Source organism: Streptomyces sp. NPDC088732 (assembly GCF_044751205.1).
Classification (GTDB): domain Bacteria; phylum Actinomycetota; class Actinomycetes; order Streptomycetales; family Streptomycetaceae; genus Actinacidiphila.
Genome location: NZ_JBIVLI010000002.1, coordinates 40,605 through 64,050, shown reverse-complemented (window position 1 = coordinate 64,050; position 23,446 = coordinate 40,605). Strand labels below are relative to the sequence as shown.

At 73.6% G+C, this 23,446-nt stretch carries 20 protein-coding genes; 9 read left to right on the top strand and 11 right to left on the bottom strand.

What is annotated here, in order from left to right; genetic code table 11:
* Positions 1 to 218: 218 nt before the first annotated feature.
* Positions 219 to 2,255 carry an alpha-galactosidase gene (locus ACIP9H_RS03145; protein WP_401582575.1) on the bottom strand — a complete coding sequence of 679 codons (2,037 nt, stop codon included), beginning with the start codon at positions 2,253 to 2,255 and terminating at the stop codon, positions 219 to 221.
* 390 nt (positions 2,256 to 2,645) lie between these two features.
* Between ACIP9H_RS03145 and ACIP9H_RS03140 the strand changes: the two genes are divergently transcribed.
* The 8 genes from ACIP9H_RS03140 (at position 2,646) to ACIP9H_RS03105 (ending at position 9,966) form a co-directional block, all read left to right on the top strand.
* Positions 2,646 to 3,224, top strand: coding sequence for a hypothetical protein (locus tag ACIP9H_RS03140; protein ID WP_401582574.1), 579 nt, complete (start codon positions 2,646 to 2,648; stop codon positions 3,222 to 3,224).
* Between the two features lie 61 nt (positions 3,225 to 3,285).
* Positions 3,286 to 4,095: an EI24 domain-containing protein gene (locus ACIP9H_RS03135; RefSeq protein WP_401582572.1), complete on the top strand. Its 810-nt coding sequence runs from the start codon at positions 3,286 to 3,288 to the stop codon at positions 4,093 to 4,095.
* A gap of 37 nt (positions 4,096 to 4,132) precedes the next feature.
* Positions 4,133 to 4,333, top strand: coding sequence for a hypothetical protein (locus ACIP9H_RS03130; protein WP_401582571.1), 201 nt, complete (start codon positions 4,133 to 4,135; stop codon positions 4,331 to 4,333).
* A 37-nt stretch (positions 4,334 to 4,370) separates the two neighbouring features.
* Entirely contained in the window at positions 4,371 to 4,565 is a 195-nt protein-coding gene (locus ACIP9H_RS03125) for a hypothetical protein (protein WP_401582569.1), read from the top strand.
* 60 nt (positions 4,566 to 4,625) lie between these two features.
* The gene (locus tag ACIP9H_RS03120) at positions 4,626 to 5,408 is read left to right on the top strand and encodes a class I SAM-dependent methyltransferase (RefSeq protein WP_401582568.1); all 783 of its coding nucleotides are present in this window, start codon (positions 4,626 to 4,628) and stop codon (positions 5,406 to 5,408) included.
* A 102-nt stretch (positions 5,409 to 5,510) separates the two neighbouring features.
* On the top strand, positions 5,511 to 6,731 hold the full coding sequence (locus ACIP9H_RS03115) for an exo-alpha-sialidase (protein ID WP_401582566.1): 1,221 nt from the start codon (positions 5,511 to 5,513) through the stop codon (positions 6,729 to 6,731).
* A gap of 110 nt (positions 6,732 to 6,841) precedes the next feature.
* Positions 6,842 to 8,059: a pyroglutamyl peptidase gene (locus ACIP9H_RS03110; RefSeq protein WP_401582564.1), complete on the top strand. Its 1,218-nt coding sequence runs from the start codon at positions 6,842 to 6,844 to the stop codon at positions 8,057 to 8,059.
* 287 nt (positions 8,060 to 8,346) lie between these two features.
* Positions 8,347 to 9,966: a pyridoxal phosphate-dependent aminotransferase gene (locus ACIP9H_RS03105; RefSeq protein ID WP_401582563.1), complete on the top strand. Its 1,620-nt coding sequence runs from the start codon at positions 8,347 to 8,349 to the stop codon at positions 9,964 to 9,966.
* A 79-nt stretch (positions 9,967 to 10,045) separates the two neighbouring features.
* Here the strand turns inward: ACIP9H_RS03105 and ACIP9H_RS03100 are convergent, their stop codons facing one another.
* From ACIP9H_RS03100 to ACIP9H_RS03065, 8 genes are all read right to left on the bottom strand, one after another.
* Positions 10,046 to 11,233, bottom strand: a complete 1,188-nt coding sequence (locus tag ACIP9H_RS03100) for an aldose epimerase family protein (protein ID WP_401582562.1) — start codon at positions 11,231 to 11,233, stop codon at positions 10,046 to 10,048.
* Positions 11,234 to 11,260: 27 nt separating this feature from the next.
* Positions 11,261 to 12,517, bottom strand: a complete 1,257-nt coding sequence (gene mmsB, locus ACIP9H_RS03095; RefSeq protein WP_401582561.1) for a multiple monosaccharide ABC transporter permease — start codon at positions 12,515 to 12,517, stop codon at positions 11,261 to 11,263.
* 1 nt (position 12,518) lies between these two features.
* On the bottom strand, positions 12,519 to 14,069 hold the full coding sequence (gene mmsA / locus ACIP9H_RS03090) for a multiple monosaccharide ABC transporter ATP-binding protein (RefSeq protein WP_401582560.1): 1,551 nt from the start codon (positions 14,067 to 14,069) through the stop codon (positions 12,519 to 12,521).
* A 65-nt stretch (positions 14,070 to 14,134) separates the two neighbouring features.
* Positions 14,135 to 15,259, bottom strand: a complete 1,125-nt coding sequence (gene chvE / locus ACIP9H_RS03085; protein WP_401582559.1) for a multiple monosaccharide ABC transporter substrate-binding protein — start codon at positions 15,257 to 15,259, stop codon at positions 14,135 to 14,137.
* Positions 15,260 to 15,265: 6 nt separating this feature from the next.
* Entirely contained in the window at positions 15,266 to 16,312 is a 1,047-nt protein-coding gene (locus ACIP9H_RS03080; RefSeq protein WP_401582558.1) for a hypothetical protein, read from the bottom strand.
* 136 nt (positions 16,313 to 16,448) lie between these two features.
* Complete coding sequence (locus tag ACIP9H_RS03075) at positions 16,449 to 17,471, bottom strand: zinc-binding dehydrogenase (protein WP_401582557.1); 1,023 nt, start codon at positions 17,469 to 17,471, stop codon at positions 16,449 to 16,451.
* Positions 17,468 to 18,628, bottom strand: a complete 1,161-nt coding sequence (locus ACIP9H_RS03070; protein WP_401582556.1) for a mandelate racemase/muconate lactonizing enzyme family protein — start codon at positions 18,626 to 18,628, stop codon at positions 17,468 to 17,470. The genes ACIP9H_RS03075 and ACIP9H_RS03070 overlap by 4 nt, the downstream gene beginning before the upstream one ends.
* A 188-nt stretch (positions 18,629 to 18,816) precedes the next feature.
* Positions 18,817 to 19,728 carry an SGNH/GDSL hydrolase family protein gene (locus tag ACIP9H_RS03065; RefSeq protein ID WP_401582555.1) on the bottom strand — a complete coding sequence of 304 codons (912 nt, stop codon included), beginning with the start codon at positions 19,726 to 19,728 and terminating at the stop codon, positions 18,817 to 18,819.
* A 236-nt stretch (positions 19,729 to 19,964) separates the two neighbouring features.
* On the opposite strand from ACIP9H_RS03065, the gene ACIP9H_RS03060 reads away from it, so the two are divergent.
* Complete coding sequence (locus ACIP9H_RS03060) at positions 19,965 to 20,459, top strand: DUF3145 domain-containing protein (RefSeq protein WP_319662641.1); 495 nt, start codon at positions 19,965 to 19,967, stop codon at positions 20,457 to 20,459.
* Here ACIP9H_RS03060 and ACIP9H_RS03055 read toward each other — a convergent pair.
* Positions 20,447 to 22,585 carry an MMPL family transporter gene (locus ACIP9H_RS03055; protein ID WP_401582553.1) on the bottom strand — a complete coding sequence of 713 codons (2,139 nt, stop codon included), beginning with the start codon at positions 22,583 to 22,585 and terminating at the stop codon, positions 20,447 to 20,449. The genes ACIP9H_RS03060 and ACIP9H_RS03055 overlap by 13 nt on opposite strands.
* Positions 22,582 to 23,403 (bottom strand): hypothetical protein, encoded by an 822-nt coding sequence (locus ACIP9H_RS03050; RefSeq protein ID WP_401582551.1) that lies wholly within the window; start codon positions 23,401 to 23,403, stop codon positions 22,582 to 22,584. Before ACIP9H_RS03050 ends, ACIP9H_RS03055 begins: the two co-directional genes overlap by 4 nt.
* Between the last annotated feature and the right edge of the window lie 43 nt (positions 23,404 to 23,446).

Here is a 23,446-nt window from a genome sequence, read left to right as displayed (position 1 = left end):
GCGGTCGGTCATTGCCGGGACGGCTGCGGGCAGCCGTCCCCGCCGCCGCGGCGGCGAGACAGGCCTATGCCGAGGCACGTCGTGCCGGTGGCGGTCTCCGGTTGGGCGCGGGGAGTGCCGTGGTCGGTCGCGGGCCGGCAGGGCCCGGGCATGGTGCCGCGCCGACGCCAGGGCGGGGTGTCCCCGGGGAGGCCGTCGCAGCCTCCCCGGGGGCGGGATCAGGGGCGGGGGGTCGCGGACAGGAGGGCCACTGCGCCTGCCCAGGGGCCCGGGTGGTGCCAGCGGAGGCGGGCGCCTGCCAGGGACAGCGGGGCGCCGAAGGGGGTGAGCGCGGCGTCGACGGTCCACAGGCCCTCGGGGAGGACGAGGCCGGCCGAGTCGCCGGGGTCGCCGAAGGTGTGCAGGACGGCGAGGGCGCGCAGGCCGTCGGGGGAGACGCGCAGCACGGACTGGGAGCCCGTGGCGTTGCCCGCGGCGTCGGCGGCCCGCGTACCGCCGTGCCGGGAGATCCCGTCCGCGATGACGGGCGCCGCGCGCTCGTACAGCGCCAGCGCCCGCCGCACCAGCGCCCAGCGGCCCGCGTCGAGCCGCGCGGGGTCGCCGGTGAGGCACATGCGGCCCAGGAAGCCCGCGGCCAGGCGGGAGACGAGGGTGCGGTCGTCGTCCTCGGCCGCGAGCTCCACCGGGACCACGGACTGCCGGGGCAGCAGCACGCGGTGCAGGTTCGCCGCGACGACGGGGACCTCGCGCGCGTCGACGGCGCCCGCTCCGCAGGACAGTGCGGTGACGGCGGTGTACGCGGGGGTGACGCGGTGGCCGCCCGCACGGTTCTCGATCACGAGATCCGGCAGGCGCGCGGCCAACGCGGTGAGGAAGGAGACGGCGGCGTCGCCCAGTTGGCGGGCGGTCTCGCCGTCGAGGGCCGGGTCCGCGCCGCAGTCGACGCTCACGTGCCCGAAGTCGCGCAGCACCGCCGTCATCCGGTCGAGCAGCGGTTCCGCGACGTCCGGGCGGCGCAGGTCGAGCAGGCGCCGTCCGGCGGCCGCCGCCGGGCCGTCCTCGCCGGCGACGTGCCCGTCCTCCGTGGCGTGGCGCTTGGACAGTTCGCCGGTGGTCTCCGGTGCCCACCACAGGCCCGGCACGAAACCGCGCTCCCGCAGCGCGCGGGCGGTCGCGGCGAGGCCGTCGGGGAAGCGGGCGGCGCTGGGCTCCCAGTCGCCGTGGGTCCGGTCGGCGTCGGTGCCGGGGTCGCCGTACCAGCCGGGGCCCAGGGTGACGGTACGGACGGGCGTGCCCGCGAGGCGGTCGGCGAGTGCGAGGGCCCGGTCGTGGCCGGGGTCGTCCACGACGAAGCCGACGGGCAGCGAGGTCTCGGCTCCCGGTCGCGGATGCCCGGACTGCGCCGACGTCAGCCGGTGGCACAGCTCGTCGAGGCCGCCGCGCACCACGGACAGCACCGCTTCGGGCGCGTCCAGGCGGCCGCCCGGCGGCAGCGTGCGGCGCCACCCGCCGAAGGCGGCGTCGGCGGGACCGCCGCCGATGGCCAGCCCCGCGCCGGAGCGCAGCACCTCCAGCTGCCACGGCCCGGACGCGGCCAGCTGGACGCCCCACAGGACGCCCGCGACGGTGTCCTCCACGGCCAGGAAGGGCAGCCATCCCGCCACCGGCAGCAGCCCGGTGGCGCCGAACCGCTCCGCCACCGTGCCGGCGTCGCCGTCCCGCGGACCCTCCAGGCCGAGCCGTTCGACCGGCTCGGAGACCAGCCGGGCCTCGGCGCCGCGGGCGCAGCGCAGGCGGTGCACGACGTAGCGCCCTTCGGTCTCCGGGGCCTCCGCGTCCTCCGCGGCGAACGCCGTCAGCCCGCCGAGGGTGAAGGAGCTGAGCATCTCCAGCGTCTGCGGCCGGTCGCCCTCGTTGACCGCGCTCGTACGGACCCGGACGAAGCGGTCCCCCCGCACGATCCGGTGGTGCAGGACGAGTCCGTCGTCCGTGGCCAGTTCGGTGGTGACGGCGTCGTCCGCGGCCTCGTGCGCGCGCTCGCGCACCGCGGCCGCGGTCGTCCCGCGCCGCAATGTGCGTGCGGCGACGTGGGGTTCGGTCGCCATGTCGCCCGCGCGCGCCGCCGTGGCCAGCGGCTCGGCGGCCCGGCCGTCACCCGTGGCGGCCCGCGCCGCGAGCGCGGTGGGAAGGAGCTCCAGCGCCCGCACACCTCGGTCGGCGGGGCAGCGGACGGTCAGGTCTCCCCATGCGTACACACGGACTCCAATGCTCTTCAGGGCGTCGAGATGCGGCGTGTTGACGTGCGGCCGTGCGATCTCACGTTCCCCACTCGACGTTACGAGCACCTGACGCGCCCCCGAACGCAAGACTGAGGCCCGGCGTGTGGCCGCTCCGCTTTGCCCGCGGACGCACCGCGCGCGGCGGTCCCGCCCCTGTTCACGGGCGCGTGCCGGGCTGGCGGGGTCTGGCGGGGCGTGTTGGCGCGTCCGGCGGCACGGCGGCGGCGGATCGCCGCGCGGCCCGCTCCGGCGCGCGCGGGCGCCCGGCGTCCCCCGGCCGGACGCGGCCCGATTGCGGGGCGGGGCGGGCGCGGTGACGCTCGTGGCATCCGCGCCGACCCGAGGCGTCCCCCCAAGGAGCCGTAGATGCCCGCTATACGTCCCCGGATACGTCCCCGGCCGGTCGCGGCCGGCGCAGCGCTCGTCCTCGCCGCCGCCACCGCCCTGCTGTCGGGTTCCGCGACGGCCGTCGCCGGTCCGCCGGACCCGGCGGACCCCACCGCGGTGGTGGCCGCCGCCGGCTGCACGGTGAACGGCACGGCCGTCGCGGGCGCGGTGGTGACGGGGACGGAGGGCGCCGACGAGATCGACTGCCCGGCGGGAGTGCCCGCCGGGACGGTGGTCAGCGGCGGGGGCGGCGTGGACGTGATCACGGTCACGGGGGTCAACGCGGGCACGGTCGACGGCGGCGCCGGGACCGACCTGATCGAGATCGACGGCGGCAACACCGGCACGGTGACCGGCGGCACCGAGGCCGACATCATCGACCTCTCCGCCGACACCGTCGCCAACTCCGGTGCCGTGAACGGCGGTGCGGGAGCCGACTTCATCTCCGTCGAGGCCGACGACGCGGGCCCGGGCAGCGTCACCGGCGACGCCGACACCGACGTGTGCCTCTTCGACGCCGAGCCGACGGGCCCGGCGGACTGCGAGATCCTGGCCTGATCCCGCTCCGCGGCGGCCGGACGGTCCCGCCGTCCCGGGGAGGTCGCATACCCTGTCGCGCATGCGAGATCTTGCGACCGGGATACGTCACTTCGTGGACGGCCAGCGCTGGGTCGTCCGGCACGGCCGCTGGTTCGGTTTCGGGCTGCTGCCCGCGCTCATCACGCTCGTCGGCTACGTCGCGGCGCTGGTCGTGCTGGCGTTCTGGGCCGACGACGCGACCGCCTGGGCGACCCCCTTCGCCGACGGCTGGGGCTCGCCGTGGCAGGGGCTCTTCCGCGGTCTGCTCACCGCCGTCGTCTTCTGCGGCGGCCTCGTGCTGGCGGTGATCTCCTTCACCGCGGTGACGCTGCTGGTCGGGCAGCCCTTCTACGAGTCGCTGGCGGAGCGCGTCGACGACACCGAGGGCGGCGCCCCGGCCGGCCCGGACCTCCCCCTGTGGCGGGAGCTGCTCCAGTCCGCCTGGGACAGCCTGCGGGTGCTGGTGCGGGTCACGGCCTGGACGGTCGCGCTGTTCGCCGCCGGCTTCATCCCCGTCGTCGGGCAGACCGTCGTGCCCGTGGTCGGCTTCTGCGTGTCGGGCTTCTTCCTGGCCCTGGAACTCAGCGGCGTCGCCTTCCAGCGCCGCGAGGTGCCGCTGCGCGAGCGGCTGCGGATACTGCGCGGCCGGATGATGCTGAGCCTCGGGTTCGGTGTGCCGCTGGTGCTGTGCTTCCTCGTGCCGGTGGTCGCGGTCTTCCTGATGCCGGGAGCGGTGGCCGGTGCCACCCTTCTCGTCCGCGACCTGCTGCCGCCGCGGGTGGAAGGGGAGCCCGGTACCGTGCCCGTGCCCGCGCCCGCGTCGCGTCCCCTGGACTTCCGCAAGCCGTAGCGCGGTCCGCTGTCCGGAGGGAGCCGTTCCCCGTCCGGTGTGTCGGACCTATGGGGACGGCCGCGGCCACGAGCGCGACGCCGAGGTCGCCGCGCTGCGTCGGCTGCCGGCGGTGGCCGGTGCCACCCTTCTCGTCCGCGACCTGCTGCCGCCGCGGGTGGAAGGGGAGCCCGGGGAGCGCGGTCCCGTGCCCGTGCCCGCGCCTGCGTCGCGTCCCCTGGACTTCCGCAAGCCGTAGCGCGGCCCGCTGTCCGGAGGGAACTGTTCCCCGTCCGGTGTGTCGGACCTATGGGGACGGCCGCGGCCGCGAGCGCGACGCCGAGGTCGCCGCGCTGCGCCGGCTGCCGGCGGTGGCCGGTGCCACCCTTCTCGTCCGCGACCTGCTGCCGCCGCGGATGGAAGGGGAGTCCGGGGAGCCCGGTACCGTGCCCGCGCCTGCGTCGCGTCCCCTGGACTTCCGCAAGCCGTAGCGCCGCCCGCCGTCCGGAGGGAACCGTTCCCCGTCCGGTGTGTGACCTGAACGGTGAAGGGTGACGGCAGGACGCGAGGGGGACGCGATGGAGCAGCGGGCCGACCAGTACGACGACAACCAGCGCAGCTACCGGACCTATTGGGACGGGCGCGGTTACGAGCACGACGCCGAGGTCGCCGCGCTGCGCCGGCTGCTGGCAGGCCGCCACTTCGGCCACGCTGCGGACGTCGGCGGCGGGTACGGGCGTCTGGTGCCGGTGCTGCGGGAGTTCGCCGACCGGGTCACGCTGCTGGACTCCAGCCGCCGTCAACTCCAGGACGCGGAGGAGTACCTGGCGGGCCTGGCGGGCGTCACCATGCGGCTGACGACCGTGGCCGGGCTCGGCCTGCGCTCCGGCAGCGTCGACCTGGTGACGATGGTGCGGGTCATGCACCACCTGCCGGACCCGGCGCCCGCGCTGGCCGAGATCGCCCGCGTCCTGCGACCCGGGGGCACCGCGGTCGTGGAGAGCGCCAATCTCGCGCACGCCGCGAACCGGCTGCGGTACGCGGCCCGGCGCCGGCGCGTCCCGCGGCAGCCGGTCGACATACGCTCCGCCGCCAACCGCGAACGCGACAGCATCCCGTTCGTCAACCACCACCCGGCCACCGTGGCGGCCCAGTTGGAGGCCGCCGGGCTGCGGGTGCAGCAGCGGCTGTCGGTGTCGAACCTGCGCAGCACGCGGCTGAAGCGGGTGGTGTCGCGGGGCGCCCTGGCCCGCGCCGAGGTGGCGCTGCAGCGGCCGCTGGCCCGGGTGACGTTCGGGCCGAGCATCTTCTTCCTGGTCCGCAAGGCCGCGTAAGCCGTCAGGCACGCCGCGCCGGACGGACGCCGGGACGGAGGCCGCGGCATCCCTTTTGTTACTGTCCGGAGTGTTTGCGGCGGCCGGTACGGGGAGTGGCGCGTGGTGCGGTGGGCTGGGCGTCTGGTGACGGCCGTGTGCGCGGTCCTGGCCGCGGCGTGCCACTCCACGAACACCACGGAACTGGCGGCGTCCGGCGCCGGGTGCGCGCCGACCCGTGTCTTCGTCGCGGGCCAGAAGGGCTACAGCGCCTTCCGTATCCCCGCGGTGGTCCAGGTGCCGGGGTCCGGTGCTGAGGGCCCGGTGCTCGTCGCTTTCGCCGAGGGCCGGCGGGAGTCCGGCGCGGACCACGGGGACGTCGACGTCGTCGAGCGCCGCTCGACGGACGGCGGCTGCACCTGGACGGCGCTGCGCAGGATCGCGGACGCCGGGCCGAACACCCTGGGCAACCCGGCGCCGGTGGTGGCCCCGTCCGGCCGGCTGGTGCTGCTGACCACCCGCAACGGGGCCGCGGCCACCGAGGCCGACATCATGTCCGGCGACGCCGTCCCCGCCGACGGGCGGCGCGTCTTCGTGCGGTCCAGCGACGACGCCGGGGTCACCTGGTCGCGTCCGCGGGAGATCACCGCGCAGGTCAAGCGTCCCGGCTGGCGCTGGTACGCCACCGGCCCCGGGCACGGCGTCGCGCTGACCACCGGCCCGCACAAGGGCCGGCTCGTCGTCGGTGCGAACCACTCCGTCACCCCGTCGCCGGGCAGCGGGGACAACGGCTCGGAGCCGCGCTGGTACGCGGGCCACAGCCTGCTGAGCGACGACGGCGGCAGGACCTGGCGGATCGGCTACGTCGACACCGACGTCGACGGCCGGGTCAATGTCAACGAAACGGCCGTCGCCCAACTCCCGGACGGCCGGGTCTACTTCAATGCGCGCGACCAGAAGGGCAGCGAGCGCGGCAGCCGGGCCCACGCCTGGAGCGACGACGGCGGCGCGACACTTCAGGCACCCTTCAGGACGGTGCCCGGGATCATCGCGCCGTCCGTCGAGGGCAGCCTGCTGCAGACGTACAACGGCCGCGGTTCGGGCCCGCTGCTGCTGGCCGCTCCCGGCGAGCCCCGGGACCGGGTGGGGATGACCGTGCGGGCCAGCTTCGACGGCGGCGCGACCTGGTCGCGCGGATACCGGGTGTCGGACGCCAAGGCGGCCTACTCGGACCTGGTGCAGATCGACAGCGAGCACGTGGGCCTGCTGTACGAGACCGGGCGCGACACCCCCTACGACACCATCACCTTCACCCGGCTCACCCTCGCCTCGATCCTGCGCTGACCCGCCGGGTGCCGGGGCGGGGGCCCCTGGCGTTCCGCCGGGCCGGTCGGCGATGCTGGGAGCGCGCGTCCGCCGGGCGCGCACCTGATCGGCTCGGAGGGTCCCGGACAGTGCGGCTTCCCACCCAGAGCGGCGTGCCGGCCCTCGCGCCGCCCGCGTCCGCCCCGACCCTTGCTGCGCCGACCGTGGAGGAGGCCCGGCTGGACCGGGCCGCGCCCCAGGAGATCCTGCGCCGCAGCGGCTTCGACGCCGCGGCCCCCCGCTTCGCGCGGGAGCTGGCGGCGGCGCACTCCAGGGCCGCGGCGCAACGCGTCGTGCGCCGCCACGGCCGCGCCCTGTGGCAGGACGCGGTCGGCAGGGCACAGGGACGCGGCCCGGCCGGCGGCGACCTCAGCCCCGACGACGACCGGCCGCTGTACTGGGCCCGGCTGTCCCTGACCCGGGCCCTGGGCGCGTGGCAGCCGTCCTTCCCGCTGGGGGACGCCGGGCGCGCCGCCCTGCTGGACCGGCTGGAGTGGACCTCACGCGGTCATGACACCGTCCTGCCGCCCGTGGAAGAGGGGGTCGGACGTATCCTGCTGACCGGCTTCGACCCCTTCCGGCTCGACGCCGACGTCCGCCGCAGCAACCCCTCGGGCGCCGCCGCGCTCGCCCTGGACGGCGTCATGCTCCGCACCGCCCGCGGGCCGGCCCGCGTGGCGGCCGTCGTGTTCCCGGTCCGCTGGGCCGACTTCACGCGGGGCAGCGTCGAACGCGCGCTGCGCCCGTGGTTCCGCCCGGGCCCGCACCGCGTCGACCTGTTCGCCACCGTCAGCCAGGGCCGCGACGGCCGCTTCGACCTCGAACGCTTCAACGGGGCCTGGCGCGGCGGCCTCCCGGACAACGCCGGCGTCCCGGCCACCGGTCCCGTTCCCGTCCCGTACGGCCACGAGCCGCCGCAGTGGACCACCACGGGACTGCCGTACCGGGCGGTCGCCGCGGCCGGGACCGGCCCCTTCCCGGTGTACGACCGCACCGAGGTCACGGAGCTCCCCGCCGGGGCCGGTGTGCCCGTGGTCAGCGACTTCGGTCCGACGCCCGGTTCCGCGGCGCGCGCCGGAGGCGGCGGCGACTACCTCTCCAACGAGATCGCCTACCGCGCCACCCTGCTCCGCGACGAACTCGCGCTCCACGCGCCGGGCGGGCATGTCCACACCCCCCTCCTGCACTTCGGCCCCGGCAACACCGACCCCGGCACCGGCAGCGTCACCGATCCCGCGTTCGTGGCCGACCGCCAGGCCATCACCGCCCAGATCAGGGCGATCCTCACCGCGGCCGCCGGCGCCTGAGGCCCGAGCCACCCGACGACCGCCGGGGCGCGCGGCGCCGGCGGGGCGCCCCGCCGCCACCACCGCGCACCGGTCCGCGGCCGGTGGCGGCCGCGGAGGGCTGAACGGAAGCCGGGACGGAGCCGTAAGGGACTGCGGAAGACCGCAAGACAGACACCTCGCGCACCTCAGGTCCCGTTCGTGTCCCGCATGCCCGCCGGTGCGGGGCGGGCGACCGGGCCGGGCTGCGCGGGCAAGGGGAAGCAGGCCGCCGCGGGGCGGCCCGCGTGATCGAGGGAGGTCCTGCCGTGACCGTCGCCGTCGGCGTCACCGGTAATGCCACCGAGTTGTTCCGCGCCAATACCGCGCACAGTCCCTCGTACTTCGCCCTGCGCCGCGCGGGCGGTGCGTCCTCCCCCGAAGGCGCCGCCGGCATCGTCGACTTCTGCATCCCGTGCAATCCGTACTTCCCGAGCCCGGCGATGTACGAGAAGCTCCAGCAGTCGATGCAGGACATCCTCACCTACTACCCGAGCAGCACCGACGTCATCACGGGCGAGCTGTGCTCGCTGCTCGGCCTCAATCCGCAGACCGTCGCCATGGGCAACGGCTCGACCGAGCTGATCACCTGGATCGACCACCTCCTGGTCCGCGACAGTCTCGCCATCCCCATACCGACCTTCGGCCGCTGGACCGATCAGCCGATGGAGACCGGCAAGCGCGTCGACATGTTCCTCCTCCCCGAGGCCGCCGGGTTCGCACTCGACCCGGCGGCCTTCGTCTCGTTCGTCCGCGCCCGCGGCTCGCGCACCGCCGTCATCTGCAACCCGAACAACCCCGACGGCGGCCTCCTCCCCAAGCACGCGGTCGTCGGCCTGATGGACGCCCTCGCGGATCTCGACCTGGTCGTCATCGACGAGTCGTTCCTGGACTTCGCCGACGCGGAGGCGTGGCCCAGCGTGGCGGACGAGGCCGTGCTGCGGCCCAATGTGATCGTGCTGCGCAGCCTCGGCAAGAACTTCGGCCTGCACGGCATCCGCTTCGGCTACATGGTCGCCAACCCGGCGCTGGCCGGGAAGGTGCGCCGGATGCTGCCCAAGTGGAACCTCAACTCCTTCGCCGAGGCCGTGGTCTTCATGCTCAAGGACCACCGAGAGGAGTACGCGCAGAGCCTGCGCATGGTCTCCCGCGACCGCCAGGAGATGATCTGGCAGCTGGCGGCGCTGCCCGGCCTGACGGTCTACCCGTCGCAGGGCAACTTCGTCTTCGTCAAGCTGCCCGACGGTGTGGACGGCGCGATCCTGCGCGACCGGCTGCTGGCCGAGCACGGCGTCCTGGTCCGCGAGTGCGGCAACAAGCTGGGCAGCAGCAGCCGTTTCATGCGCCTGGTCGTGCGGCCGCAAGGAGACGTCCAGCGGCTCCTGACCGGGCTGAGCACGGTGCTGTACGGCAGCACCTGGTACGCCGCCGAGCCCGAGGCCGCGCCCGTCCCCGAGCCGGAACCGGCGCCGCAGGTGCAGCAGCTCCCGCAGATCCAGCCCGCGCCGCAGCCGGTGCCCGTACCGCAGCTCCAGCTGCCGCAGGCGCAGCCCCCGCAGCCTGTGTACGAGCAGCCCGCCCCGCTCCCGCCGGCGCCCCCGCAGCCGGTGTACGAGCCGCAGCGGATGGGTCCGCAGCCGGTGTACGAGCCGCAGCGGATGGGTCCGCAGCCGGTGTACGAGCCGCAGCGGATGGGCCCGCAGCCCGTGTACGAGCAGCAGCCGATGGCCACCCAGATGATGCCGCCGCAGCCGGCCCCCCAGCCGCAACCGCCGCAACCCCCGGCCCCCGACCTGTACCCGGCGCCGGCCGCCGACGTGCCGCCCGCCTTCGCGTCCGCCGCCCCGGGCTCGCCCAGACCGGCGCGCTACTGGCAGGACCCGGTCTGACCGCGGCGCGGGACCGGCCCCGGAAACGGAACGACGGCGGCCGGGGCACGGGCCCCGGCCGCCGTCGCGGACGTCCGGATCAGTGGACGCCGAAGGAGTGCACCGTGGTGGAGCGGTACGTCTGCCCCGGCCGCAGGACCGTCGAGGGGAACGACGGCTGGTTCGGCGAGTCCGGGAAGTGCTGGGTCTCCAGGCAGAAGCCGTCGCTCTGCCGGTAGACGTGCCCGGAGGAGCCCGCGAAGGCGCCGGTGAGGAAGTTGCCGGTGTAGAACTGCACGCCCGGCTCGGTGGTGGCGACGCGCAGGATGCGTCCGGAGACCGGCTCGGTGACCGTGGCCGCGTGCTCGGGACGGGCCGTGCGGCCCTTGTCGAGCACGAAGTTGTGGTCGAAGCCCTGCCCGTACAGCACCTGCTGGTGGGCCGTGCGGATGTCGCGGCCGATCGCTTTCGCGGTGCGGAAGTCGAACGGGGTGCCCGCGACGGGCGCCAGCTCGCCGGTGGGGATCAGCGTGGAGTCCACCGGGGTGAAGCGGCGTGCCGCGATCGCGACCTGGTGGTCGTAGACGCCGCCGTTGCCCTCGCCGCGCAGGTTGAAGTACGTGTGGTTGGTGAGGTTCACCACCGTCGCCTTGTCGGTCGTGGCGCTGTAGTCGACCCGCCACTCGCCGCCCGAGGTCAGCGTGTAGACCACCCTGACCTTGAGCGTGCCGGGGTAACCCATCTCTCCGTCGGCACTCGTGTAGCGCAGCACCAGGCCCGCGTCACCGCCGGCGGTGAAGCTCTCGACCGCCCAGACCCGCTTGTCGAACCCCTTGTCGCCGCCGTGCAGGCTGTTGGGCCCGTCGTTGACCGGCAACTGGTAGGTGGTGCCGTCGAGCGTGAAGCGGCCCCGCGCGATCCGGTTGCCGTACCGCCCGATCAGCGCGCCGAAGTACGGGCTGCTGGCCACGTAGGCGTCGAGGTTGTCGAAGCCGAGGGAGACATTGGCCGGGCGCCCGTGACGGTCGGGCAGTTCCAGGGTCTGCACGATCCCGCCGTACGACAGCACGCGCAGGGTGATCCCGCCGTTGCGTACGGTCCAGATGTCGACCTTGGTGCCGTCCTCCAGGGTCCCGAAGTGTTCCTTTGTCACCTTTGTCCTACCTGCGGGCCCCTTCTTGACAGGGGCGGCCGACCCGGTCGTGCCGGCCGCTTGGGCGCTGGTCCCGCTGATCACGGGAGCGACCGCCCCAAGCGTCGCGCCCGCGATCAATGTACGTCTGTCCACGTGCGGCTCCTTCGTTAGGTGCCTGCTTTACGAACCGACCTTGCGCTTGTTCCAGACGTCGAAGCCGACCGCGGCCAGGAGCACCAGGCCCTTGATGACCTGCTGGTAGTCCGTGCCGATGCCGACGAGCGACATCCCGTTGTTGAGGACTCCGAGCACCAGGCCGCCGATGATGGCGCCCAGCACGGTGCCGACACCGCCGGTGGCGGAGGCGCCGCCGATGAAGGCGGCGGCGATCGCCTCGAGCTCGAAGTTGATCCCGGCCTGCGGGACGCCCGCGTTGAGACGGGCGGCGTAGACGAGGCCGGCGAGAGCCGCCAGCACGCCCATGTTGACGAAGACCAGGAAGACCACGCGCCGGTCCTTGACGCCCGAGAGCTTGGCGGCGGCCTGGTTGCCGCCGAGGGCGTAGACGTGCCGGCCGATCACCGCGTTGCGCATCACGAAGCCGAAGACGATCAGCAGTCCGGCCAGGATGAGCAGCACGATGGGCACGCCGTGGTAGCTGGCCAGCGTCATCGTGAAGGCGACCACGCAGGCGACGATGGCGAGCAGCTTGAGGAGGAAGAAGTTGCGCGGCAGCACGTCGAGGTCGTAGGCGACCTGCTGGCGGCGGTCGCGGATCTCCTGCACGACGGTGATGGCGATGACCAGGAGGCCGATCAGCAGCGTGAGGTTGTGGTAGTTCGTGTGCGGCCCGACCTCGGGCAGGAAGCCGTTGCCGATCTTCTGGAAGCCGGTGGGGAAGGGCGAGATGGACTGGCCCTCCAGGAAGATCTGCGTGCCGCCGCGGAAGAGCAGCATGCCGGCCAGCGTCACGATGAAGGACGGGATGCCGACGTAGGCGATGAAGTAGCCCTGCCAGGCGCCGGCGACGGCGCCGATGAGCAGGGACACCACCAGGGCCAGCGGCCAGGAGACATGGTGCTGGACGATCATCACGGCCGCCGCGGCGCTGACGAAGGCGGCCAGCGAACCGACGGAGAGGTCGATGTGGCCGGCGATGATCACCACCATCATGCCGATGGCCAGGATGAGGATGTAGCTGTTCTGGCCGATCAGGTTGGTGACGTTCTGCGGCTTGAGCAGGATGCCGCCGGACCATATCTGGAACAGCGCGGCGATCAGCACGAGCGCGATGATCATGCCGTACTGGCGCATGTTGCGCCGCGCGGCCTGCAAAATGTACGCGGCGGTGCCCGCCGGTCCGCCCCCGGTCGCGGCCGCGGCCGCCCCTCCGGCGGGCGGCGGAGGAGTCATGTCGGTCTTCACCGGGCTGCCCATCTCAGTTCCCTCGGTCCATGGTCATGTGGCGCATCAGTACTTCCTGGGTCGCGCTCTCGCGCGGGATCTCCCCTGTCAGCCGGCCCGCCGACATCGTGTAGATGCGGTCGCACATACCGAGCAGTTCCGGCAGTTCGGAGGAGATGAAGACGACGGCCTTGCCCTGGGCCGCCAGGTCGTTGATGACCGTGTAGATCTCGTACTTGGCCCCGACGTCGATGCCGCGCGTGGGCTCGTCGAGGATGAGGATCTCCGGTCCCGCGAAGATCCACTTGCTGAGGACGACCTTCTGCTGGTTGCCGCCGCTCAGCTTGCCCGTGGTCTCGAAGACCGTGGGCGCCTTGATGTTCATCGTCGAGCGGAAGGACTCGGCGACCCGGGCCTCCTCGTGCTGGTTGACGACGCCGCGCCGGGCCACCTTGGACAGCGCGCTCAGCGAGATGTTGCGGCTGATGTCGTCGATCAGGTTGAGCCCGTAGTGCTTGCGGTCCTCGGTGACGTAGGCGATGCCGTGGGCGACCGCCTCCGGGACGGTACGCGTGCGGATCTCCTTGCCGCGCAGGTAGACCCGGCCCGAGATGCCGCGCCCGTAGGAGCGGCCGAAGACGCTCATGGCCAGTTCGGTGCGGCCGGCGCCCATCAGCCCGGCGATGCCGACGATCTCGCCGCTGCGGACATTGAGCGAGACCCCGTCGACGACCTTGCGCTGCTGGTCGATCGGGTGGTGCACGGTCCAGTCCTCGACCGCGAAGGCCACCTCGCCGATGTCCGGCTCCCGCTCCGGGAAGCGGTGGTCCAGGTCGCGCCCGACCATGCCGCGGATGATCCGCTCCTCGGTCACGGCCGGCGTGCCGTCCTCGGCGCCGGCCTTCATGTCCAGCGTCTCGATGGTCCGGCCGTCCCGCAGGATGGTGATGGAGTCGGCGACCCGCGCGATCTCGTTGAGCTTGTGCGAGATGATGATGCAGGAGATGCCGTGCTCCTTGAACTCCAGGATCAGGTCCAGGAGTTTGCGGCTGTCCTCGTCGTTCAGGGCGGCCGTCGGCTCGTCCAGGATGAGGAGCTTGACCTCCTTGGACAGCGCCTTGGCGATCTCGACGAGCTGCTGCTTGCCCACGCCGATGTCGGCGACCCGGGTGCTCGGCGGGTCGGCGAGCCCGACCCGCTTGAGCAGCCGGCCCGCGTGCCGCAGCGTCTCGTTCCAGCTGATGACGCCGCGGCTGGAGTGCTCGTTGCCGAGGAAGATGTTCTCGGCGATGGACAGGTAGGGCACCAGGGCGAGTTCCTGGTGGATGATCACGATGCCGCGCTGCTCGCTGGCGCGGATGTCGCGGAAGACGCAGGGCTCCCCCTGGAAGAGGATCTCGCCTTCGTAAGTGCCGTGCGGATAGACCCCGCTGAGCACCTTCATCAGGGTCGACTTGCCCGCACCGTTCTCACCGCAGATGGCGTGGACCTCGCCCTCGGCCACTGTCAGGGTGACATCGGAGAGCGCCTTGACCCCTGGGAAGGTCTTGGTGATGGAGCGCATTTCGAGGACGGGTCCGGCCATTCCTGCTTTCCGTTCTCCTCGGGTGGAGGGGTGACGATCGTCGGTCGTGCGGTCCGGCTCCGGGACTACTGGAGCTCGGACTCCTTGATGTAGCCGGAGTCGACGACGATCTCCTTGTAGTTGGACTTGTCGACGCTGACCGGCGGCAGCAGGTAGGTCGGGACGACCTTGGTGCCGTTGTCGTACGTCTTGGTGTCGTTGACCTCGGGCTTGCCGCCGGTGAGGACCGCGTCGCCCATCTGGACGGCGACCTTCGCCAGTTCGCGGGTGTCCTTGTAGACGGTCTGCGCCTGCTCACCCGCGATGATCGACTTGATCGAGGCGACCTCGGCGTCCTGGCCGGTGACGACCGGCAGCGGCTTCTTGCCGGTGCCGTAGCTGACGCTCTTGAGCGCCGAGATGATGCCGCGGGAGATGCCGTCGTACGGGGACAGGACCGCGTCCACGTCGTCGGAGGTGTACGACTTGCTCAGCAGGTCGTCCATGCGGGCCTGGGCGGTGGCGCCGTCCCAGCGCAGGGTGGTGACCTGGGTGAGGCCCGTCTGGCCGCTCTTGACCACCAGCTGCTTCTTGTCGATGTACGGCTGGAGCACGTCCATCGCGCCGTTGAAGAAGTACTTGGTGTTGTTGTCGTCGGGCGAGCCGGCGAACAGCTCGATGTTGAAGGGGCCCTTCTTGCTGCCGTCCTTCAGACCGAGCTTCTCGACGATGTAACCCGCCTGGAGCTGGCCGACCTTGAAGTTGTCGAAGGTGGCGTAGTAGTCGACGTTCTGCGAGCCGAGGATGAGGCGGTCGTAGGAGATGACCTTGATGCCCGCGTCGTGCGCCTGCTGGAGCACGTCGCTGAGGGCCGAGCCGTCGATCGCCGCGACGACCAGGAGCTTGTCGCCCTTGGTGATCATGTTCTGGATCTGCGCGACCTGGTTCTCCACCTTGTCGTCGCCGTACTGCAGATCGGTCTTGTAGCCCTTGGCCTGGAACTGCTTGACCATGTTGTCGCCGTCGGCGATCCAGCGCTCGGAGGACTTGGTGGGCATGGCGATGCCGATGGTGCCGCCCTTCCCCCCGTCCTTGTCGCCGCCGCCGCCCCCGTTGTCGCTCTGCCCGCAGGCGGTCGCGGTGGCACCGAGGGCGAGGGTGGCTATCAGCGCGGCAGTGGTGCGCAGGTGGGCGGCTCTCGCGATGCGCATGGCTGATCAGATCCTTTCGGGGGCCAGGCGGGGGTCGGCCGCGTGGTCCTGGTCGGTCGTGATGTCGAGGGGGAAGCGGTGGAGCGGGCCCGGCAGCCGCGCGCCCAGCGGGGAGAGCCCGCCGTCCGCGCCGAGCCGGGAGAGCAGGTCGAGCACGAGGCGTCCGCGGCGGACCCGTTCGCGGGCGGTCGCCAGGGCGACGTCCCGGAACTGCCGTCCGTACGGGTAGATGCCGGGGGCCTTGCTCAGGCCGAACTTGAGGTAGATCGGGGCGCCGCGGCGGATCAGTTCGGCCGCGTCGTAGAGCCGGACGAAGCCGCCGAGGTCGTCGGGGGCCTCGATGTAGAAGTCCATCGGGGCCCGGCTGGTCCGGCGGATCTCGGTGATCTGCTGGAGGGTCAGGTCCGAGGGGATGTTGACGGAGTCGGCGCCGAGCCGCTCCCACACCGCGTAGGCGGCCGGGTTGACCGGGCCGACCAGCGCGGAGACCTTGAAGGTGGTGTCGGCGGGCAGCAGTCCCTGCTCGCGGAGCCGGTGCAGCAGCCACAGCACGCCCTCGTCGGCGACGAGCAGGCAGCGCACGCCCAGCGCGGCCGCCCGCAGGGCGTCCTCGACGCAGCCGGCCACCTGGTCGTGGCCGCGGGCGCGCAGGCCGCCGCCGCGGGAGTCGGTGCGGGTGGCCGAGCCGATGTCCCAGGTGCCGCGGGGACCGGTGAACAGGCAGAGCTCGACGTCGCGTTCGGCGCAGGCGGCCACCATCTCGGTGATCTCCGCGTCCGTCAGCATCCAGACGCCGCTGCCCTGGCTGATCCGGTGCACGGGCACCTCCAGCAGTTCGGCCTCCTCCAGCACGGTGGCCAGCGCCTCGGGGCCCTCCACGGAGGGGATCTCGGTGCGCCAGGTGCCGCCGTCGGGGAAGGAGTGCGGGGAGGCGTCGGCCGGGTCGTCCGCCGGGGCACCGTGGCCGAGCAGGGCGAGCGCGTGCTGCCCTGGGCGACGGGGGCCGGGGGCGGTACCGGTCCCGTCGGGACTCGGGGTGGAAGCGTCGTTCACGGTGCTCCTTCGTCGGTGCCGGTGGTGCCGTTCCGGATCGGTGCGGGCTGCGGGTTGTTCGGGATGTCGGACGACGTTCGGGTCATTGGGTGCGGGCCGGTACGGAGCGGACATCGTTGTCCGGGGCGGGCCGGGGTCATGGGCGCAGCAGCACCTTGCCCACCTTCGGGTCCCGGCCCGCCAGCAGGCCGAGCGCCCCCGCGTAGTCCTCCAGGGGCAGTTCGTGCGTGATCAGGGGAGCCGGGGTCAGCACCCCCGCGCCGAACGCGCGCACCGTGTGCGCCCACGCGGCCGGCGGCGCCCCGAACACCGTGTGCACGGTCAGCTGCCGCACCACCAGATCGGTCGGGTCCAGCCCCTGCGCGGAGCCCGCCTCCGGGATGCCGGTCAGCGCCAGCCGGCCGCCCCGGCGCAGCAGCCCCGCACCGATCCGGGCCGCGGCGGGCGAACCGGCCGCCTCAACGACGAGGTCGAAGTCCGCGGCGCCGGGGCCCGTCAGCTCGGCCGTGGTGCGGAACGTCGTGGCGCCGAAGGACGCCGCCAGCTCCTCCCGGTCGTTCCGGGTGCCCACCACGAGCAGTTCGGCGGGGGACACCGCGGCCAGGAACTGCACCGCCAGCATCCCGAGCGTGCCGGTGCCCACGACGGCCACCCGGTCGCCCGGCGCGGCGGGGGCCTTCAGCAGCGCGGCCGCCACGCACGCCGCCGGTTCCAGCAGCGCGGCGGAGCGCAGGTCGGCGTCGTCGTCCAGCACGTGCAGCAGCCGGGCGGGCAGGGTGAGGGTGTCGGCCATCGCGCCGGGCTGCGTGAAGCCGGTCTCCTCGTACGGGGCGCCGCACAGCGTGGTCTCCCCGGCGTGGCAGCGGTCGCAGACCTGGCAGTTGCGGAAGCCCTCGCCGACGACCTTGCGGCCGGCCAGGTCCGCGGTCACACCGGGGCCCACCGCCTCCACCGTGCCGGACCACTCGTGGCCGGGGGTGACGGGGTAGCGGACGTAGCCCTCGGGGCGGGTGCCGGCGTGGACCTCGCGGTCGCTGCCGCAGATCCCGGCCGCGTGCACGCGGACCAGTGCCTCGCCCGGGCCGGGCGCGACCGGTTCCGCGGGCACGATCCGGTGCCGGCCGGGCCCGTCGAGGACGACGGCGCGCGGGGCGGTCACTGGGTGCCCTTGGGCTGCCGGCGCTCCCAGCCCTCGGCCCACAGGTCGAAGCGGGCCTGCTGCTGGGGGAATTCGGCGGCGGCGTCCACGTCGAGCTCGACACCCAGGCCCGGCGCGTCCGACAGGGTGAAGTACCCGTCGGGCCCGACCACGGGGGCGCCCTTGACGACCTTCTTGATCTCGGAGTCCGCGAAGTCGTTGAAGTGCTCGAGGATCTTGAAGTTGGGGGTGCAGCCGGCCAGTTGCAGGCTCGCCGCGGTGAGCACCGAGCCGCCGACATTGTGCGGGGCGACCAGCACGTAGTGCGTCTCGGCGGTGGCGGCGAGCTTGCGCACCTCGTTGATGCCGCCGATGTGCCCGAGGTCGGGCTGGATGATGTCGGCGGCCTGGAGCTCGAACAGCTCGCGGAACTCGTAGCGGTCGTGGATGCGTTCGCCGGTCGCGATCGGCAGGTCGGTGTGCGCGGCGACCTTCGCCAGCGCCTTGAGGTTCTCCGGCGGCACCGGCTCCTCGATCCAGCTGGGCTTGAACGGAGCCAGGTCCTTGGCGACCCGGATCGCGGTGGCCGGGCTGAAGCGCCCGTGCATCTCGACCAGCAGCTCTGCCTCGGGCCCGATCGCGTCGCGGACGGCCTCGATGAGGGAGACGGAGTACGAGGTGGCCGCGTGGTCGAGCTCGAAGTGGCCGGTGCCGAAGGGGTCGATCTTCAGCGCCCGGTAGCCGCGCTCCACGACCGCGCTCGCGGCCTTGTGGTAGGCCTCCGGGGTGCGCTCGGTGGTGTACCAGCCGTTGGCGTACGCCTTGACCTTCTCGTTCACCTTGCCGCCGAGCAGCTGCCACACCGGCACGCCGAGGGCCTTGCCCTTGATGTCCCAGCAGGCCATCTCCACGACCGCGATGCCCGACATGACGATCTCTCCGGCCCGGCCGTAGTCGCCGTACTTCATCCGCCGGACGAGGTCCTCCACCGCGAAGGGGTCGGAGCCGGTGATGTGGTTGGCGGCGGCCTCGTGGAGGTAGCCGAGCAGCGCGTCGGTGTGGCCCAGCATGCGCGTCTCACCGACGCCCGTCAGGCCCTCGTCGGTGTGGACGAGCACGTAGGTGAGATTGCGCCAGGGAGTGCCGACCACGTGGGTACTGATGCCGGTGATGCGCACGGAAGTTGCCCCTTAAGGACGGTCGTTCGAGATTTCGTCACCCGTTCGAAATGTTGAAGGGACCGTAGTTACGGGCTCCGGGCGGTGTCAATGGCTGAGTCGCCCAGGTGTCGGCGTTGTTGCCGAAGTGAGTCCGGACCGCCCGCCGGACCCCTAGGCCCCGTCGTGCGCAGGCGCGTTCGCGCGCCCTACCGGGCGACGGCGCCGGAGCCGAAGGCCGCGCCGTAGACGATGCCCGCGAGCCGCGACTGTCCCCGGGCACTGGGATGGAACCAGTCCCAGGGGCTCAACTCCGCTTCGGTGAAGCGGTAGTCGAAGACCGCGCCGCCGTCGGAGCGGCAGTGCTCCCAGCGCGCGCACTCCTGCGCCAGCACCCCGTTGTACGCGATCACGCGCTCCCGTACCGCCTGCCGGCGGGCGTTCGCCGCGGCGTTCGTCGCCTCGGGGTCCGCCAGCATCGAGGGGCACAGGCCGAGCTTCCAGATCTGCCGGCCCAGCGCGTTGCGCCGTCCGACGTCCCACAGCCGCAGCAGGTCGGGCACGCTCGCCACGAAGACCTGCGCCTCGGGCAGCCCCCGGTGCAGGGTGCGCAGCGCGGCGGCGAAGTCCCGGCGATAGGCGTCCACCGGCGTCATCCGGGCCGTGCTGGGCGCGCACGCGTCGTTGGCGCCCATGAGGATCATCACCTGCTGGGGGCGCAGCGCCACGGCCCGCTCGGCCTGGGCCGGCAGGTCGGCCATCCGGGCGCCGCTGGCCGCCAGGTTCCAGCTCCTGGCGGCGGGGCGGGTCAGCAGCCGGCCGGCGACGCTGGTCACCGAGGCCCCGCTGCCCGTCGCCCAGGACAGTTCCGGACAGTCCGTCAACACGCCGCACGCGTCGAAACCCCTGGTGATGGAATCCCCCAGGGCGGCCAGCGAGGCCGGCCGGGTGTTCCAGTCGAGGGCCGCCGAGGCGCTCGGGCGGGGGCTCGCGGCCGCGCTCTCGGCGGCCGCCGTAGCCCCTGTGCCGCCCACGGAACAGGCCGTCACCAGCGCCGTCGTCAGCAGGCCGGTCAGGGCGGCGGTGGCGCCGCGCACTCCGCGCCGGAGCGACTCCCGCATCGCTGCTCCCTCGGACGAGTGGGTGACTTCTCGGTGATCCCGACAGTACGTCACTCCTCGCGTGACGCCGCGCGGTAGCTTTTTCCTTGACGCCTGATGGGAAAGAGGTGATCAGAAGTCAGATCTTGTCTCATTCGTTATGATTAGTGCAGAATGTCCACTGCTGTCCCGGATGGCTCGGTTATGGGCATGAGGCCGCTGGGGAAGGCGTACCTCGTCCCACACTGGAGGTCCCGGTGACGACACGTGGAGTTCTGTACGTGCACTCCGCACCGCGCGCGCTGTGCCCACACGTCGAGTGGGCCGTCGCGGGCGTGCTCGGCGTGCGCGTGAACCTCGACTGGATCCGCCAGCCCGCCTCCCCGGGCACCTGGCGGGCCGAGTTCTCCTGGCAGGGAGACCCCGGCACCGCCTCCAAGCTGGCGTCCGCGCTGCGCGGCTGGCATCTGCTGCGCTTCGAGGTGACGGCGGAGCCGTGCCCCTCCGCCGAGGGGGAGCGCTACAGCAGCACCCCCGAACTGGGCATCTTCCATGCCGTCACCGGCATCCACGGCGACATCCTCATCCCCGAGGACCGGCTGCGCGCCGCGCTCGCGCGGGCCCGCAAGGGCGAGGCCGACCTGGAGACCGAGGTCGCCAAGCTCCTCGGCAAGCCCTGGGACGACGAGCTGGAGCCCTTCCGGTACGCGGGCGAGGGCGCCCCCGTCCGGTGGCTGCATCAGGTGGTCTGACGCTCCCTCGGCTCCACGGCCCCCGCCGCGGGGCCCTGCGGCGTGCCGCCTGGCTCCGCGCACCGCGCCGCGGCCCCCGGCCACCACACCCGCGGCCCGATGTCCCGGACCAGCGCGGGCACCAGCAGCGACCGCACCAGCAGCGTGTCCAGCAGCACCCCGAACGCCACGATGAAGGCGATCTGCACCAGGAAGGCCAGCGGGATCACGCCCAGCGCCGCGAAGGTCGCCGCCAGCACCACGCCCGCAGAGGTGATCACGCCCCCGGTGGCCGTCAGGCCGCGCAGGACGCCCTGCCGCGTCCCGTACCGCAGCGTCTCCTCGCGGACCCGGGTCATCAGGAAGATGTTGTAGTCGACGCCGAGCGCGACCAGGAAGACGAAGCCGTACAGCGGGACCGAGGCGTCCGTCGCCGAGAAACCGAACACGTGCGGGAAGACCAGCGCCGACACACCCAAGGTGGCGGCGAAGTTCAGCGCCACCGTGGCGACCAGCAGCAGCGGCAGCAGCGCACTGCGCAGCAGCGCCGCCAGGATCAGCAGGATGATCGCGAGGACGACGGGGACCACGAGCGTCCGGTCGCGCTCCGCGGTCGCCTGGGTGTCCACCTGCTGCGCGGTGTAGCCGCCGACGACCGCGTCCGCGCCGGGCACCGCGTGCACGGCCCGCCGCAGCCGCTCCACGGCGGCCTTGGCGGCGTCGCTGTCGGCCGCGTCCCGCAGCGTCACCTCCAGCAGCGCCCGGCCGCCGGCGACCAGCGGCTCGCCCTGGCCGGGGCGGCCGGAGGCCGTGACCGCGGTGGCGGAGGAGACTCCCGCGGTGCGTTCCGCCACCCGGGTCACCTGGGGGAGCCGGTCCGCGGCCGTGACCACCACGGCGGGGTTCCCCGAGCCGCCGGGGAAGTGCTCACCGAGGACGCGCTGCGCGGTCACCGACGGGGCCCGGTGGACGAAGATCTCGTCGAGCGGCACGCCCCGGGCGGTCAGGGCGGGGGAGAAGGCCGCGCAGGCGGCCAGCACCGCCAGAGCGACCGCCCAGACCCGGCGCGGCGCCCGGTCCACGAGCGCGGCCACCCGCTGCCACACCCCCCGGCCCCCCTCCCGCGCCGGACGCGGCCGGGCGGGCCAGTAGGCGGCCGGGCCGAGCAGCAGCAGGACGGCGGGCAGGAAGGTGAGGCTGCTCGCCACGGCACAGACGATGCCGACGGCGCCGACCGGGCCCAGGGCCCGGTTGTTCGTCAGATCGCTGGCCAGCAGGGCGAGCAGCCCGAGCGCCACGGTGGCGGCGCTGGCCACGATCGCCCCGGCCGAGCGGCCCAGCGCCGCCCGCATGGCCGCGAACCGGTCGCCGCGCCCGGCGAGTTCTTCCCGGAAGCGGGCCGACAGCAGCAGGGCGTAGTCCGTGGCGGCGCCGATGACGAGGATCGACAGGATGCCCTGCACCTGGCCGTCCACCCGGACCGTGCCGTGGTCGGCGAGCACGTACACCACGCCGCAGGCGAGGCCGAGGGAGAGGACCGAGCCGGCGATGATCACCAGGGGCAGCAGCACCGCGCGGTAGACCAGCAGCAGGATCACCAGCACCACACCGAGGGCGACGAGCAGCAGCAGCCCGTCGATGCCCGCGAAGGCGTCGCCCAGGTCGGCCTGCGAGGCGGCCGGTCCCGCGACGTGCGCGGTGGTGCCCGGCACCCGCCCGGCGGTCGCGGAGATCCGGTCGACGACCTCCTGCACCTGCCGCCCGAGATCGGGCCGCAGTTGCAGCACGCCCTCCAGCGCCCGCCCGTCCCGCGAGCGCACGGCGGGCGAGGGGTGCCCGGTCACGCCCTCCGTCCCGGCCAGGGAGGCCAGCGCGGCCGTGGCGGCGTCGCGCTGGGCATCGGTGACCGGGCCGCGGGCCGCGGTCCAGACGACGACGGCCGGCACGGTCTCGCCCCGGCGGAACACCTGCCGTTCGGCGAGCGCCTTCGTGGACTCGGCGCTTCGGGGGAGGAAGGCCGCCTGGTCGTTGGTGGAGACCTCGCCCAGCTTGCCCGCGTACGGGCCGAGAGTGCCGCCGATCCCCATCCAGGCGACCAGGAGCACCACGGGGAGCAGCCATCGGACGGTGCGTGGCACGGATGTCATCGCTTCTCCCGTGGGGGTGCGTGCGGGTGTCTCCCTCTGCTGCCCTCAGCATGGACGGCGACGCCCACGGCGGCGCGACGACCCCCGGCTCCGTCACCGCCCGCCCGGACCGGCCGGCTCGGACCGGCCGCCTCCGCCGCGCCGGTCCCGCCGAGGGCGGACTCCTGACGGCGGGGGACGGGGAGCCCGCCGTCGGCGGACCGCCCCGGGATCAGGCGGTGGCCTGCGCCCGCCCGGCCGAGCGTGGACCCGCGGTCGCCGTAGGCCTCCTGGCGGCGGGGGACGGCGAACCGGCCCCGCGCCACCGTGCAGCTGCCGTCGGCGGGCCGCCTCGGCGTCGCGCGGTGGCCTCCGCCGGTCCCGCCGAGGGCGGACTCGCGGTCGCCGTTCGCCTCCTGACGGCGGGGGACGGGGAACGCGCCGTCGGCGGACCGCACCGGGATCAGCCGGTGGCCTGCGCCCGCCCGACCGAGCGTGGACTCGCGGTTGCCGTAGGCCTCCTGGCGGCGGGGGACGACGAACCGGCCCCGCGCCACCGTGAAGCTGCCGTCGGCGGACCGCCTCGGCGTCGCGCGGTGGCCTGCGCCCGTCCCGCCGAGGGCGGACCTGCGGTCGCCGTTCGCCTCCTGACGGCGTGGGACGGGGAACGCGCCGTCGGCGGACCGCCCCGGCTCCGGCGTGAGGCCGCCGTCGGTGGACCGCCTCGGTATCGGGCGGTGGCCCGCGCCGGTCCCGTCGAGGGCGGACGTGCGGTCGCCGTGTGACTCGTCCGGCGACCGCACGTGCGTGAACGCGGCGTCGGGGGACCGTTCCGGCATGGGGCGGTGACCTGTGCCCGTCCTGCGGAGGGCGGACTCGCGG